The 13,917-nt window shown below is 71.0% G+C and carries 10 protein-coding genes, 1 tRNA gene and 2 pseudogenes; 9 read left to right on the top strand and 4 right to left on the bottom strand.

Going from position 1 to position 13,917, the window contains the following annotated elements; translation table 11 throughout:
• The first annotated feature begins 151 nt into the window (after positions 1–151).
• Entirely contained in the window at positions 152–4,171 is a 4,020-nt protein-coding gene (locus tag E0500_RS08225; RefSeq protein WP_131565786.1) for a glycoside hydrolase family 2 TIM barrel-domain containing protein, read from the top strand.
• Between the two features lie 26 nt (positions 4,172–4,197).
• Here E0500_RS08225 and E0500_RS08220 read toward each other — a convergent pair whose 3' ends face one another.
• From E0500_RS08220 to E0500_RS44890, 3 genes and pseudogenes are all read right to left on the bottom strand, one after another.
• Positions 4,198–6,276, bottom strand: a complete 2,079-nt coding sequence (locus E0500_RS08220) for a copper resistance protein CopC/CopD (RefSeq protein WP_131565774.1) — start codon at positions 6,274–6,276, stop codon at positions 4,198–4,200.
• Between the two features lie 132 nt (positions 6,277–6,408).
• A pseudogene (locus tag E0500_RS08215) lies at positions 6,409–7,252 on the bottom strand (SDR family NAD(P)-dependent oxidoreductase).
• Between the two features lie 334 nt (positions 7,253–7,586).
• Positions 7,587–7,649 (bottom strand): annotated as a pseudogene (locus E0500_RS44890) (cupin domain-containing protein); the annotation flags it as partial.
• Between the two features lie 65 nt (positions 7,650–7,714).
• Here E0500_RS44890 and E0500_RS08210 point away from each other — a divergent pair.
• The 4 genes from E0500_RS08210 (at position 7,715) to E0500_RS08195 (ending at position 10,897) form a co-directional block, all read left to right on the top strand.
• Entirely contained in the window at positions 7,715–8,308 is a 594-nt protein-coding gene (locus E0500_RS08210) for an HhH-GPD-type base excision DNA repair protein (protein ID WP_131565771.1), read from the top strand.
• A 75-nt stretch (positions 8,309–8,383) separates the two neighbouring features.
• Positions 8,384–9,073, top strand: coding sequence for an HdeD family acid-resistance protein (locus tag E0500_RS08205; protein WP_131565769.1), 690 nt, complete (start codon positions 8,384–8,386; stop codon positions 9,071–9,073).
• A 705-nt stretch (positions 9,074–9,778) separates the two neighbouring features.
• Positions 9,779–10,075, top strand: a complete 297-nt coding sequence (locus E0500_RS08200) for a type II toxin-antitoxin system VapB family antitoxin (protein ID WP_003999914.1) — start codon at positions 9,779–9,781, stop codon at positions 10,073–10,075.
• A 174-nt stretch (positions 10,076–10,249) separates the two neighbouring features.
• Positions 10,250–10,897: a LytR C-terminal domain-containing protein gene (locus E0500_RS08195; protein ID WP_131565783.1), complete on the top strand. Its 648-nt coding sequence runs from the start codon at positions 10,250–10,252 to the stop codon at positions 10,895–10,897.
• Positions 10,898–11,109: 212 nt separating this feature from the next.
• Here E0500_RS08195 and upp read toward each other — a convergent pair whose 3' ends face one another.
• Complete coding sequence (upp, locus tag E0500_RS08190) at positions 11,110–11,745, bottom strand: uracil phosphoribosyltransferase (protein WP_131565766.1); 636 nt, start codon at positions 11,743–11,745, stop codon at positions 11,110–11,112.
• A 156-nt stretch (positions 11,746–11,901) separates the two neighbouring features.
• On the opposite strand from upp, the gene E0500_RS08185 reads away from it, so the two are divergent.
• The 4 genes from E0500_RS08185 to E0500_RS08170 all read left to right on the top strand — a co-directional run bounded on the left by E0500_RS08185 (position 11,902) and on the right by E0500_RS08170 (position 13,779).
• Positions 11,902–12,144, top strand: coding sequence for a hypothetical protein (locus E0500_RS08185; RefSeq protein ID WP_131565764.1), 243 nt, complete (start codon positions 11,902–11,904; stop codon positions 12,142–12,144).
• Positions 12,145–12,478: 334 nt separating this feature from the next.
• Complete coding sequence (locus E0500_RS08180) at positions 12,479–13,012, top strand: hypothetical protein (RefSeq protein WP_131565781.1); 534 nt, start codon at positions 12,479–12,481, stop codon at positions 13,010–13,012.
• Positions 13,013–13,095: 83 nt separating this feature from the next.
• Positions 13,096–13,527: a tRNA adenosine(34) deaminase TadA gene (gene tadA / locus E0500_RS08175; RefSeq protein ID WP_258573212.1), complete on the top strand. Its 432-nt coding sequence runs from the start codon at positions 13,096–13,098 to the stop codon at positions 13,525–13,527.
• Between the two features lie 167 nt (positions 13,528–13,694).
• Positions 13,695–13,779 (top strand) — tRNA-Ser (locus E0500_RS08170).
• The last annotated feature ends 138 nt before the right edge of the window (positions 13,780–13,917 follow it).

Here is a 13,917-nt window from a genome sequence, read left to right as displayed (position 1 = left end):
CCTCCGACATCAGCAGTTGAGATCTGACTCGACATCAACTTCCGCCCTGCACGGAGAACGGGGAGTCGAGCCGTTCACCGCGCTGACCGGCTCAGGTCCGATGCTCCCTCAGTCCGTGCAGCGCACTGTCGTACCGAGGAAGGCCACGGTCATGCCGCACCCGCACGACTCGCACACCTCGAACAGCCAGTCCACATCGCTCAGCCAGTCCACCTCGCTCAGCCGGTCAAGCTCGCTCAGCCGGCTCAGCTCACACGTGTCCCCCCTCCCACGGCAGGTCGTCAGCCGTAGGCGTCTCCTGGAGGGCGGAGCCGCCGTCCTCGGCGCGCTCGCCCTGGCCCAGCCGTCCGCCGCGGCCCTCCCGGCCGGCCCCCGCACGGCGGCCGACGGCACCCCGGAGTGGAACGGCAACATCGATCTCTTCCAGGTGGGGACCCAGCCGCCACACACCACACTCATGCCGTACGCGGATGTCAGACAGGCGCTCGACGGTGACCACACGCGCTCCCCGTACCGGATGAGCCTCGACGGGAAGTGGAAGTTCGCCTACGCGGACCGGCCCGACGACCGGGACACCGACTTCTACCGCACCGACGTCGACGACAGCGACTGGGACAGCATCCCCGTCCCCTCCGTCTGGCAGCTGCACGGCTACGACTTCCCGATCTACATCAACATCACGTACCCGTGGTGGGGGCCGAACGGCCTCGGCGAGGAGGCCCAGCCGCCGGCCGCGCCCACCCGTTACAACCCCGTGGGGCAGTACAGACGCACCTTCACGGTTCCCCGGAACTGGACGGGGCGGCGGACCTTCCTGCACTTCGAAGGGGTCAAGTCCGCGCACTACGTGTGGATCAACGGGGAGTTGGTGGGGTACTCCGAGGACTCGTACGTCCCCGCCGAGTACGACATCACCCCGTACCTCAAGTCCGGCACCAACCAGATCGCCGTGGAGGTGTACCGGTTCTCCGACGGGGACTGGCTGGAGGACCAGGACATGATCCGGCTGAGCGGGATCTTCCGCTCGGTCCATCTCTACTCCACGCCGGACGTCCACCTGCGCGACTTCAAGCTGGACACCCCGCTGAGCGACGACTACACCGCCGCCGAGCTGTCGGTCACCGCGAGCGTGCGTGCCTACGGGGACGGCGAGCAGAACACCGGGACCGGCCGGTACTCCGTGGAGACCCAGCTCTACGACTCCCGCGGGCACGCCGTCTGGTCCCGGCCGTTGCAGCAGACCGTCGACCTCGGGTCGGCCCCCGCCGGTGACGACGTCACCGTACGCAGCGCCAGAGCCGTCCCCTCCCCGAAGCTCTGGTCCGCCGAGCACCCGAACCTCTACACCGCCGTGCTGCGCCTGCGCGACCCGGCCGGCAAGGTGATCGAGACCCTCTCGCACCGGGTCGGGCTCCGCGAGTTCGCGCTCAAGGACGGGCTGATGCGGATCAACGGCAAGCCCGTGTCCTTCCGCGGCACGAACCGGCACGAGATGCACCCCGACCGCGGCACGGCGCTCACCCGCGCGGACCTGGTCCAGGACATCGAGGTCATCAAGCGGATGAACATCAACACCGTCCGCACATCGCACTACCCCAACAACCCGCTCTGGTACGAACTCGCCGACGAGTACGGCCTCTACCTCGTGGACGAGACCAACCTCGAAACCCACGGCATCCGGAGCGAGTACCCCGGCAACCACGCCGACTGGACCAAGGCGTGCGTGTCCCGGGCCCAGAACATGGTCCACCGCGACAAGAACCACGCCTCGGTGGTCATCTGGTCCCTCGGGAACGAGGCCGGGGGCGGCAGCACCTTCGTCGCCATGCACGACTGGATCCGCTCGTACGACCCGACACGCGTCATCCAGTACGAGGGCGACGACCGGCCGACGATCAGCGACATCCGGTCGAGGATGTACGAGAGCCCGGCCCGTGTCGAGCAGCGCGCGAAGGACACCGGCGACACCCGGCCGTACGTCATGATCGAGTACGCCCACTCGATGGGGAACTCGACCGGCAACTTCAAGAAGTACTGGGACATCATCCGCCGCCACGACGTCCTCCAGGGCGGCTGGATCTGGGACTTCGTCGACCAGTCCCTGAGCTGGCCCACTCCGGTGCGCCAGCTCCTCACCGAGTCCGGGCCCGGCTCACTGCGCGGTGAGGTCCTCCCGGCGAGCGCCGGCTTCGACCGTGACAAGGGTGTCTCCGGCGACACCGTCTTCGCCCGCGACGAGCGTCTCGACCTCACCGGCTCGCTCACGCTGGAGGCGTGGGTCACCCCGCACGTCACCGGCGGCCACCAGCCGATCCTCGCCAAGGGCGACACCCAGTACGCCCTGAAGCAGTCGGACAGGACCCTGGAGTTCTTCATCCACGGTGGTGGCCAGTGGATCACCGCGAGCTGGGCCCTCCCGGACGGCTGGACCGGCCGCGAGCACCACATCGCCGGTGTCTTCGACACGGACGCGGGCACGCTGACCCTCTACGTCGACGGCGAGGCGAAGGCCACGCGGACCACCACGCAGCGGCCCGGCAGCAACACCGCGCCCCTCACGCTCGCCTTCGACGTGGACAACCCGACCCGCGAGTTCAGCGGCACGATCCGGCGGGCGCGGGTGTACGCCCGTGCGCTGAGCGCCGGCGAACTGGCCTCCGAGAGCCGTGGTCCGGGTGACGACGGCGTGCGGTTCTGGTTCGACGCGGCCACCGTGGAGGTCAGGGAGGAGCGGCCCCGGGAGCGCACCTTCTTCGCGTTCGGCGGCGACTGGGGCGACAACCCCAACGACGGGGCCTTCGTCGCGGACGGCATCGTCACCGCCGACCGCGCCCACACCGGCAAGGCGGCCGAGGTCAAGCAGATCTACCAGACCGTGGGCGCGGCACCGGCCTCCGGTGATCTGCTCGCGCCCGGAGCGGCGGTCACCCTCACCAACGAGAACCTGTTCACCAACCTCCGCGAGTTCGACGGCCGTTGGGCGCTGGTCGCCGACGGCGAAGTGGTGCAGCACGGGAAGCTGAGCCGCTCCCAGCTGGACGTGGCGCCGCTGAGCAGCAAGGACATCACGGTGCCGTTCCGGCTGCCGGACGACCCGGCGCCGGGTACCGAGTACTTCCTCCAGCTGTCCTTCACCACCAAGGAAGCCACCAAGTGGGCGAAGGCCGGCTTCGAGGTGGCCAAGCAGCAGCTCCCCGTCGACGCCGACAGCCCGGCCGTGACACCCGTACCGCTCCAGAGCGTGCCCGCACTGCGGTACGAGGACAGGGACGGGGACGTCACGGTGAAGGGCAAGGGCTTCTCCGTGACCGTCGCCAAGAAGAGCGGCGTCATCACCTCGTACGAGGCCGGGGGCACCCGGCTCATCACCTCAGGGCCCGCCCCCAACTTCTGGCGCGCGCCCATCGACAACGACCACGGCAACGGCCAGCACACCCGCAACCAGACCTGGCGCGACGCCGGCGCCCGGCGCAAGGTGACGGACGTGAGCGTGCGCGCCCTTGGCGACAGGGCCGTCGAGATCAAGGTCAGCGGCACGCTGCCCACCACCGTCGAGTCGACGTACACGACCACGTACACGGTGTTCGGCAACGGCGAGATCAAGGTCGACAACACCCTGCACCCGGGCGCCGCGTCCCTGCCGTACATCCCGGAGGTCGGCACGCTGCTGTTCCTGCCCGGGCGCCTGGAGCAGCTGCGCTACTACGGCCGCGGGCCCGAGGAGAACCACTGGGACCGCAACAACGGCACCGACGTCGGCGTGTACTCCGGAACCGTCTCCGGGCAGTGGACCCCGTACATCCGCCCCCAGGAGAACGGCAACAAGACCGACGTCCGCTGGGTCGCGCTGACCGACCGGAGCGGCTCCGGGCTGCTCGTCTCCGGTGAACCGCTGCTGGAGGTCAACGCCTCGCACTTCACCCCGGAGGACCTGTCGTCCGGGGTGCGCCACGACTACCAGCTCACCCCGCGGGACGAGATCGTCCTGCGCCTCAACCACCGCCAGATGGGCGTCGGCGGCGACAACAGCTGGGGCGCGCACACCCACGACGAGTACAAGCTCTTCGCCAACCGCGACTACGCGTACACCTACCGGCTCCGTCCCCTGCCCGACGTCGACGAGGCGATGAAGGCCTCGCGCCGGCCCACGGCGGGGGAGTCCGCCGGCTAGCGCACCGGGCACCCGGGCACAGCCCTCTACGAAACGCGCACGTCCTTCTCCACGGTGACCTGGTCGATGTCGGTCGTACGGATGGTGATCTTCATCGTCCAGGTGCCGGGGAGGGGGAGACGAAGGGTGTCGGTCGCCCAGTAGCCGCCCCTGTTGGTGAGCTTGGCGTCGATGGGGCCGACGTCCTGGGCCCGCAGGGTGAAGGTCACGCGCATCTCGGGAACGGTCGCGATGCCGCCGTCCGGGCCGAAGATCACCGCCTGGATCGAGTTCTTGCCCACCGTGCCGGGACCGAGGTCGAGCTGGACCTTGCCGTGGCCGTTCGGCGTACCGACGTCGAAGGGGATGAGGCTGCTGGAGGCGGTGGGTTCGCCGGGCGCCGTCGTACCGGCCGCCGATTCCCCCGATTCCGCCGACTCGGCCACTGCCCGGCCGGGGAGCGTCACGGTGAGCACCGTCGTGATCAGCATGACCACGACGGCGACGGCGAACTCCACGAGGACCGACCGACGGAGGGCGAGGCGATGTGCGTCGGTTCCGGCCTCGGCGTCGGCATCGGTGCCGGCACCCTCACCGACATTGGCGCCGGCGTCGATGCCGGTGTCTGTCTTCGTCGTTGCCGACGTCCCTGCCGACCGTGCGGTGACCTCGTCGTCCTCGGGCCTGGCGCCGTCGGCCGCGTCCGTCTCCGCCGGGCCGCCGCCCACCCGTTCGGGCACCCGCGCCTCCACCCGCACCGTTTCCCTCTCGGGCTGCCGGTCCCGTACGCCCGCCGTCACCCATCGGGCCGTCCAGCGCCGGGAGACGGCCGCGGCCGCCAGCAGCAGGACCACCGCACACAGCTTGGCGATCAGGAGTCTGCCGTACGTCGTCTCCGTGAGCGCCGCCCAGGAGCCGAGGCCGCGCCAGGACTGGTACACGCCGGTGAGGACCAGCACGGTCACGGAGACGAAGGCGAGCCGGGAGAACCGGGCGACCACGGTGGCCGAGAGGCTCTCGGGGGCGCGGTACAGCACGGTGAGCAGCGCCGTCAGACCGCCCAGCCAGGCGGCCATGGCCAGCAGGTGCAGGACGGAGGACGTCATCGCGGCGGGGACCTGGATGCCGGCGGAGGCGTGCTCGGCGGCGGCCCAGGTCAGCGCCAGGCCGACAGAGAGGGCGAGCCCGGCGCCGAGCACCGCCTTCTGGCGGGGCCCGGTTTTCCGTACGTCGCCGGTCTCCAGTACGTCACTGTTTTCCCGTACGGCCACGATGCCCCGTACGGCGTCCGCTCCCCGTATGAAGAAGAAGGCCCCCGCCACCAGAACCAGGCGGGCCAGCAGCGCCAGACCCGGCCTGGTCGTGGCCGTGTCCGCCAGGACGGACGGGTCGAGGACCTCCGTGACGCCGGTGCCCCGTTCGTAGGCGCCGCGCAGGAGGAGCAGGGCCACCGTGGAGGCGAGCAGGGCCGACCAGCCGGCCAGGAGCAGCTTGCGCAGGGGCGCGCCGACACCGCCGAGCAGTGCCGTGAAGACGGTCACGCCGATGAGGAGCGCGAGGCCGCCGTACGCGACGTACCGGGCGATGTTGTAGAGGGAGGCGACGACCGGGTCCTCCGTCGGCGTGGTGGCGACAGCCTTGGTCGCGGACGGCTCGCCGATCGAGAAGAGCAGCGCGCCGGAGACCGGGTGGCTGTCGGCCGAGACGACCCGCCAGGCGACGGTGTACGTGCCGTCGTCCAGGCCGGCCGGAAGCGTCGCACGGACCGTGTCGGAGCGTTTGCCCACGCGGCCCGGTTCGCCCGTCTCCACGGCGCGGTTCTCCGGGTCGAGAACGCGGATGGAGTCGTCGAGGAGGCTCACGGACTCGGTGAAGCTGAGGGTGACCTGCCGGGGCGCGGACTTGAGGACTACTCCGTCTTTGGGGTCGCTGTCGCGGAACGCGGCGTGCGCGGACGCCGTTCCCGCGCCGCCGAGGAGGAACAGGACCAGCACGGTGCCCAGCAGCACCAGGCGCTGAAGCCCGAGCCGTCCGCGCCGTCCGCCGGTCCGGATGGTGGCGGCACCACCGCGCGTTCCGTCGTTTCGTCGTCCGCCATCTCGTCCCTCACCGCTCGGTCGGCCCACGTCACGTCTCCGGATCCGTCGTACATGGCTGTCGTATACATACGGATGGGGAGGGCCGCGTGCTCAGGACGGCAGTGTGCTCAGGACGGCCGCGTGCTCACGACGACCGGTTGAAGGTGCCCGGCGTTCGCCTCACCAGGTCGGCCGCGCCGACACCCCGCCGTCCACCACGAGGTCGTGCCCGGTGATCCTCCCCCAGCTCTTAAGAAGCCGGGGGGACCCCCACCGCCATCGGTGAGGCGAGGAAGACGCAGGCGTCGCCGACGTCCTCGGGGCGGCCCAACCGGCCCGTGGGGACGGCCTGTTGCCAGCGGCGCACGCCCTCCGGCCAGCCCTCCTCCAGCCCGTCCCGGCCGATCAGCCCCGAAGAGACGGTGTTGACGCGGATGCCGTACGGCCCGTACTCCAGCGCCGCCGAGCGGGCGTGCATGACGACGGCGGCCTTGGCGGCGCAGTAGTGGGCGTGCAGCGGGGCGGGCCGGCCGGCCTCGATGGAGGCGATGTGCGTCACCGCCCCGCCGCCTGAGGCCCGCATCACCTCGGCCGCCGCCTGCGTGCAGGCGAACACGCTGGAGAGGTTCGTGTCCACCACCGAGCGCCAGTCCGCGACGGTCATGCCGGGCAGCGCCTGGACGGGCTGCACCCCGGCGTTGTTGACCAGGGCCGTCAGCCGCCCGCCTCCCCACTCGGCCGCGTCGCGGACCAGACGGGCACACGCGTCCTCGTCCGTCAGGTCGGCCCGCAGGGCGATCGCGCGCCCGCCGGACTCCCGTACGCCCTCGACCAGGTCGTCCACGCCCCGCACCCGGTGGTGCAGGGCGACGGCGGCCCCCGCGGCCGCGAACCGCAGCGCGATCCCCCGGCCGATCCCGCCCCCGGCACCGGTCACAGGGCCTGCCTGAACGGAGAGAGCCCGCTCACGGGCGATACATCCGTGATGCGGGCCGCTTCGGCCGGTACATGCGGGAGGCCGCATCCCCGTGCTCATACCGTCCCTTTGGCAGCGAGCGAGAGTAGATCCCCTCACTGGCACGCCCCGAACGGTACTGGGCGCACTGGTCGTCCACTTTCGCGTCCCGGGCGGCGACACGGATCCTGTCCGTGGTCCGAGCCAGGCGGGCGGAGTCCCTGGCGACCTGGCCCGTTGAATGCTGTCAGAGGCGACGGGGAGGCCCTGAACCATCTCTCCCGTGGAGCAGGGGCCCCGCACGCTGGCACTGCACCGACGTCCCAGAGCGCATGCAAACGCTACCCCGGTCCACGATCGGCGCCGCTAGCCGCAAGCCGAACCATCACACGATCGAGCTAATACGGCCGCCTTCGCGCGGAATGGGCTCCAGCCCGTAATGGGCGACGAGGTCTTCGGGAGTCACCGGCCCAGGTTACTGACGGGCGGTTCCGTCGGGCGATCACCGGTGCGCCGGGCGATGCTTGAGCCATGAACGTCACCCTGCACCTCGCCCAGGACCCCGAGGCCGACGAACTCCTCGGGCGCAGCCCGCTCGCCGCGCTCGTCGGCATGCTGCTCGACCAGCAGGTTCCGATGGAGTGGGCGTTCCAGGGCCCGGCCACCATCGCCCAGCGGCTCGGCACGGACGACCTCGACGCGCACGAGATCGCCGGGTACGACCCGGAGGCCTTCACCGCCCTGCTCTCGCAGAAGCCGGCGGTGCATCGCTACCCGGGTTCGATGGCGAAGCGCATCCAGCAGTTGTGCCAGTACCTCGTGGAGCACTACGACGGGGACGCGAGCGCGGTGTGGCAGGGGGCCGTCACGGGGGAGGAGCTCCTTGGGCGCCTTCGCGAACTGCCCGGCTTCGGCGCGCAGAAGGCCCAGATCTTCCTCGCCCTGCTGGGCAAGCAACTCGGCGTGCGCCCGGAGGGCTGGCGCGAGGCCGCGGGCGTGTACGGCGAACCGGACTCCTTCCGCTCGGTCGCCGACATCACCGGCCCGGAGTCCCTGGCGAAGGTCCGGGCGCACAAGCAGCAACTGAAGGCGGCGGCCAAGGCGGCGAAAGCCTCCGGCCACTAGCGCCTCCACCAGCACCTCCACCTGCATGGCCCGTCCTGGATGGCACCCCGCTCTCCCCCGGTCCGACCATGAACCATGACCGAGCCACCGAGCAATTCCCGCTGGGGCCCGGCGTACGACGACCGCCGGGTCCACGCCGCCCGCCCCCCGCACGCCTCCTCAACGCCGTACGACTCCCCCGGCAGGCCGCCCGAGGGCCCACTCGAAGGCCCCCTGCACCTGCTCTCGCGCACGGCCTGGCAGACGGTCCTGCTCGCCGGTGCCGTCTCCCTCGTCCTGGGCATCCTGATCCTGGTCCTGCCGGGGGCCTCCCTGCTGGCCGCCGGGGTGCTCTTCGGCCTCTACCTCCTCTTCAGCGGCGCCCTCCACCTTGCGTCCGCCTTCGGCACCCACAAGGCGACGTCGCTGCGCGTCCTGGCCTTCGTCAGCGGGGCGCTGTCGATCCTGCTGGGCCTGTTCTGCTTCCGGGGCGCGATGCAGTCGGTCCTGCTGCTCGCCCTCTGGATCGGCATCAGCCTGCTCTTCCGCGGGCTGACCCAGGCGCTGGCCGCCGCGTCCGACGGGACGATGCCGGCCCGCGGCTGGCAGATCCTCCTCGGTCTCGTCAGCCTCCTGGCCGGGGTCGTCCTGATCATCTCCCCCTTCGAGTCGCTCGCGGTCCTCGCCCTCGTCACCGGTTGCTGGCTCATCGTGGTCGGAGCCGCCGAGATCATCACGTCCGTCCAGATCCGCAACCGGGTTCACCAGGTTCCGCATGCGCTATGACCTTCCGGGGCGCGGCCGGTCCGTCGCGTCTGCCGGGTTCTGTTCGTGGGCGGCTGCGGGTCGTGTGTGGCTGGTCGCGCCCACGCGGCGGAGCCGCAAATTCAGCACAGCCCCGCGCCCCTTAAAAGCACTGGGCGCACCCGGCATCGCAACGCGCCGCGAGTACCGTACGCATCGCCGCAACGCACCCCGAGTTCCCTACACATCGCCGCAACGCGCCGCGAGTTCCGTACGCATCCCTGCAACGCACCGTGCTGCGTTCCGTACACATCGCCGTGCCGAAGGCGACGCGGGCGGCGCCCGCCCCCACGCACCGGCAGTCGCGTACGCACGGCAGGGGGTGTGTCGGGGGGTGTCCGCCCGCAGCGGCCGGCGTCCGCCGCCGAGGGCCTTACGAGCCCACAGAACCGCCGGACCGAGGACGGAGACCCCCCGGCGCGCCCCCGACCCACGAACAAACCCGAGGCGCCCACGGCCACCCAGCGGAGCGGGAGCGCATCCTCACGGCGCCCACGCCCCTCACCACCCCCATGTCACCCTCCCTGCCCCTCGCGTCAGTCCTCCGTTAACGCTGCCGCCGACCCCGGAAACACCGGGCGACCTCGGAGAATTCACACACTTCGCCCAGGTTCATCACGTCTTTTCCGGCGCCGCACTCCTCCGCCATGGCTGCGCCCGGAACGTCTGGGCCGGTAGGCTTTCCGTGTGATCTTCAAGCGCATCGGAAACGGCCGGCCGTACCCCGACCACGGCCGGGAAAGCACCCGGCAGTGGGCGGATGTCGCGCCGCGCCCGGTCCGCCTCGATCAGCTCGTGACGACCAAGGGCCAGCTCGACCTGGAAACACTGCTGGCCGAGGACTCGACGTTCTACGGCGACCTCTTCGCGCACGTCGTGAAGTGGCAGGGCGATCTGTACCTGGAGGACGGCCTCCACCGCGCCGTCCGCGCGGCACTCCAGCAGCGCCAGGTGCTGCACGCCCGCGTCCTCGAACTCGACTGAGCCCGGCCGACCCGAGCGCAACCGAGCCGCACCCGGCCGAGCCTGGCCGGGCTCGCGGGTCACGCCCCGGTTGGCCCTTTCGGGTTGGACCGTCCCCCGGGTAATGATCATCTAGTAGGCATCGCCGCCCAGGCGCACTACGCTGCGCTCATGAGCATGCTGACTCCTCCTGGCATGGGCGGCCAGTACCGGATCACGGGGGCCAAGTACCCACGGATGCGCCGCCCCCGGAGGCGTCGCAGGCTCGTTCTCACGGTCGTCGCGTCCATGGCGTTGGTCGGGCTGACCGGCTGGGGGACGCTGCAGCTCATCGACATCTTCACGGGCGGCGGCGACCAGGCCGCGGCGAGCGGGGCGAAGAGGGACTGCTCGACCAAACCCAGGATGAATGCGGGAAGCACGGCGAGCCCGTCCCCCACGCCCGCCGTGAAGGCCCTGCCCGAGCCCACTCGGATCACCGTGAACGTCCTGAACGCCACGACCCGCACCGGCCTCGCCAAGGAGACCGCCGACGAGCTGAAGAAGCGCGGCTTCCGCATCGGCGACGTGGGCAACGCGACCAAGGAGTACGACAAGAAGGTCGACGGTGCCGCCGTGCTGCTCGGCGCGAAGGCCGCCGACGGCGCGGCACTGTCCGTCGTGCGCACCCAACTCCCGGGCGCCGAGCTGAGAACCGACGCCCGCACGAAGGCCACCGAGGTGGACCTCGTCATCGGCACCGGCTTCACGTCGCTCGCGCGCGAGGCGGACGCCGACAAGGCACTGACCGCCCTCACCGAGCCGACCCCGACACCCACCCCGACGCCCCGGAAGAGCTGCTGAGGGACGCGCCCCGGCCCGCCCGGCTCCCCTCGGCTCACTCGCCGAGGCCCGCCCCAGGGCAAAGACGAACCCCGGGGCACAGACCACCCCGGGGCAAAGACGAACCCCGTAACACGAACCCCAGGGCACGGACCAACCCGGGGCACGGACCACCCCGAGCACAGGCGCCCCGGGCACAGGCCCGCCCGGAGCACAGGGAGCAGCAGGCAGCCCTACTCAGCCGCCCCGTACATCCGGTCCCCCGCGTCGCCGAGCCCCGGCACGATGTACCCGTTCTCGTTGAGCCGCTCGTCGACGGACGCCGTCACGACCGTGACCGGAGTGCCCGCCAGCTCGCGCTCCATGATCTCGACACCCTCGGGGGCGGCGAGGAGAACCACCGCGGTCACGTCGTCGGCGCCGCGCCTGATCAGTTCCTGGATCGCGGCGACCAGGGTGCCGCCCGTGGCGAGCATCGGGTCGAGCACGTACACCTGGCGCCCGGAGAGGTCCTCGGGCATGCGCGTGGCGTACGTGGAGGCCTGGAGCGTCTCCTCGTTGCGGATCATGCCCAGGAAGCCCACCTCGGCGGTCGGCAGCAGGCGGACCATGCCGTCCAGCATGCCGAGACCGGCGCGCAGGATCGGCACGACCAGCGGGCGCGGATGGGAGAGCTTGACGCCGGTGGTGGAGGCGACCGGGGTCACGATGTCGACCGCCTCGGTGCGCACGTCGCGGGTGGCCTCGTAGGCGAGCAGGGTGACCAACTCGTCGGCCAGCCGGCGGAAGGTCGCGGAGTCGGTGCGCTGGTCGCGCAGCGTGGTGAGCTTGTGGGCGACCAGAGGGTGGTCGACGACGTGGAGACGCATGCCCATCAGGGTATCCGGGCCACCGCCGCCCTCGACCGTCGCGCCGAGCAGACCCACCCACCGGCCCGGCAAGGGCTCCCCGTGAACGTCACCCCGATGCCCGCATCAAACCGCCCGCCCAGGGGAATGTCGCAAGAATCAGCTGGGGGTGGGTCTATGCCGAACGTGGACGAGGGGTCCCCGGAACTGCGGGAGGAACGGCGAGGGGAACGGCGGGAGGAACACCAGCAGGAACACCGGGAGGACCCGCTGGAGGCCGAGGCCGACCGCAGGAGGCGCCGGGCCCGGTTCCTGCGGGAGCTGACGGAGGCCCGGGAACTGCGCGACCGCGTCCAGCCCCGCCGCGCCAGGACGGCCCGCCTGCGACACGCGATGCGCATGCGCACGTTCCGCTGGTAGCAACACGCCGTTTCCGCCGGACCACACGGCCGTTCATGTGGTGACCGCGTGCGGCCACGGCGCCCGGAGCCGCGTACGATCGCCACGGCAGCAACAGGCGTCCAGTGCACCCTCGCCGAGCCGGTGAGCACGGGCTACTGCGTCCCGCGGGCGATCGGGCGAATCAGCGACGTGCGATCAAGAGTGAGGGACACAGCGGGCCGAAGACGTCCCCTGAGCGCTCTGTTTCTGCCACGATTCCGATTGGGTGGGACTCGGAGCACGCACTCCCCGCCCGCAGCCTCCGCCGGGGGGACCCCCAACCGGCACGCCTATGACCAGTGGGAGAGTCACGGTGTACTTCGCCGCACTGCTCGCGCGCACCGAAGACGGGTGGGAAGCGAGCGATACAGAGCTCGACGATGTGGAAACCCTGTCGGATCTCGCCGACCTGGCCCGTGAAGCCTCTCCCGAGGACGACACGGTGCTGGTGCTCATCGAACAGGAGGACGCGTGGTTCGGCGTCGTCCGCATCGATGGCGAGGACGACCCTCGTATCTATGTCTCGGACGCCGCTGCCGCTGCCCGCAGCTCGTACGGCGAGATCCTGCTCACGGACGAACTGCTCGGGAGGGAACCCGGCGACGACGACGCGGACCTGGACTCCCTCGACCTCGACGGCACCGAGGACGGTGAGCCGGAGACCGACGACGATGACGACGGCGCGGCCGCCGATGCCGCCGTGCCGCACGGTCCTGTCGGGGACAGCGAGGTCCTCGACGACCTGGGCGTCGGCGAGAAGGAACTGCACTCCCTCGACGCGGACGACGCGTTGAGCGCGATCGCCGAGGCACTGGGCGCCTCGGAGGTCCTGGAGACGGTCCGCTGAGCCCCTGCCCGGCACACCGGACCCCGGAAGCCGGCCGGGCACCGGGCGATCCGGACCCGGTGCGCGACCGCTGGCGGGCCGCGATGCGGCTCGCCCTGGACGAGGCGGGGCGCGCGACCGCGGGCGGAGACGTCCCGGTCGGCGCCGTCGTGCTGGCCCCGGACGGCACGACGGTGCTGGCCGCCGGGCACAACGAGCGCGAGGCGACCGGCGATCCGACGGCACACGCCGAGGTGCTGGCCATCCGCCGGGCCGCCGCGCAGCTCGGAGGGTGGCGGCTCACCGGCTGCACGCTGGTCGTCACCCTCGAACCCTGCACGATGTGCGCGGGCGCCCTGGTGCAGTCCCGGGTCGACCGGGTCGTCTACGGCGCCCGCGACGAGAAGGCCGGCGCGGCGGGTTCCCTCTGGGACGTCGTACGCGACCGCCGCCTCAACCACCGCCCCGAGGTGATCGAGGGCGTACTCGCGCCCGAGTGCGCCGGTCTCCTCACCGACTTCTTCCGCACCCGCTGACATCCGACTTCTTCCGTACAAGCTGAGATCTGCGCTGAGATCCGGCGAGGCCCGCCGGGACCCATTCAGACCCACCGGGACCCGCTCGGGCCCCGGCGCACGACGGGAACCCAGCCCCACGAATACCGATTTCAAACCAGGGCCCACCTTGGGGTAGGGTCTCTCTCGGTAGCGTGTCCGAGCGGCCGAAGGAGCTCGCCTCGAAAGCGAGTGTGGCGCAAGTCACCGAGGGTTCAAATCCCTCCGCTACCGCTGAAGAAGGGCCCCGTCGAGAGACGGGGCCCTTTGTGCGTGGACCTGGTGAGCATCGCGATCACCACAATTCCCGCGAACACATGCCCGAGATACACTCACCGCCGGCAATCAGGGCCCATGGGGCGCAGGAGACGG

It is taken from the genome of Streptomyces sp. KM273126, from assembly GCF_004337435.2.
In the GTDB taxonomy this organism is placed as follows: Bacteria; Actinomycetota; Actinomycetes; order Streptomycetales; family Streptomycetaceae; genus Streptomyces; species Streptomyces acidicola.
The sequence above is the reverse complement of the archived record's forward strand: the minus strand, read 5'-3'. Positions and strand labels throughout refer to the sequence as shown.

Bases quoted from the DNA above. Each gene is read 5' to 3' on its own strand.
- E0500_RS08210 (WP_131565771.1), top strand. From the start codon at position 7,715: ATGAACGTCACCCTGCACCTCGCCCAGGACCCCGAGGCCGACGAACTC.
- E0500_RS08205 (WP_131565769.1), top strand. From the start codon at position 8,384: ATGACCGAGCCACCGAGCAATTCCCGCTGGGGCCCGGCGTACGACGAC.
- E0500_RS08185 (WP_131565764.1), top strand. From the start codon at position 11,902: ATGCCGAACGTGGACGAGGGGTCCCCGGAACTGCGGGAGGAACGGCGA.
- E0500_RS08195 (WP_131565783.1), top strand. From the start codon at position 10,250: ATGGGCGGCCAGTACCGGATCACGGGGGCCAAGTACCCACGGATGCGC.
- E0500_RS08225 (WP_131565786.1), top strand. From the start codon at position 152: ATGCCGCACCCGCACGACTCGCACACCTCGAACAGCCAGTCCACATCG.
- tadA (WP_258573212.1), top strand. From the start codon at position 13,096: ATGCGGCTCGCCCTGGACGAGGCGGGGCGCGCGACCGCGGGCGGAGAC.
- upp (WP_131565766.1), bottom strand. From the start codon at position 11,745: ATGCGTCTCCACGTCGTCGACCACCCTCTGGTCGCCCACAAGCTCACC.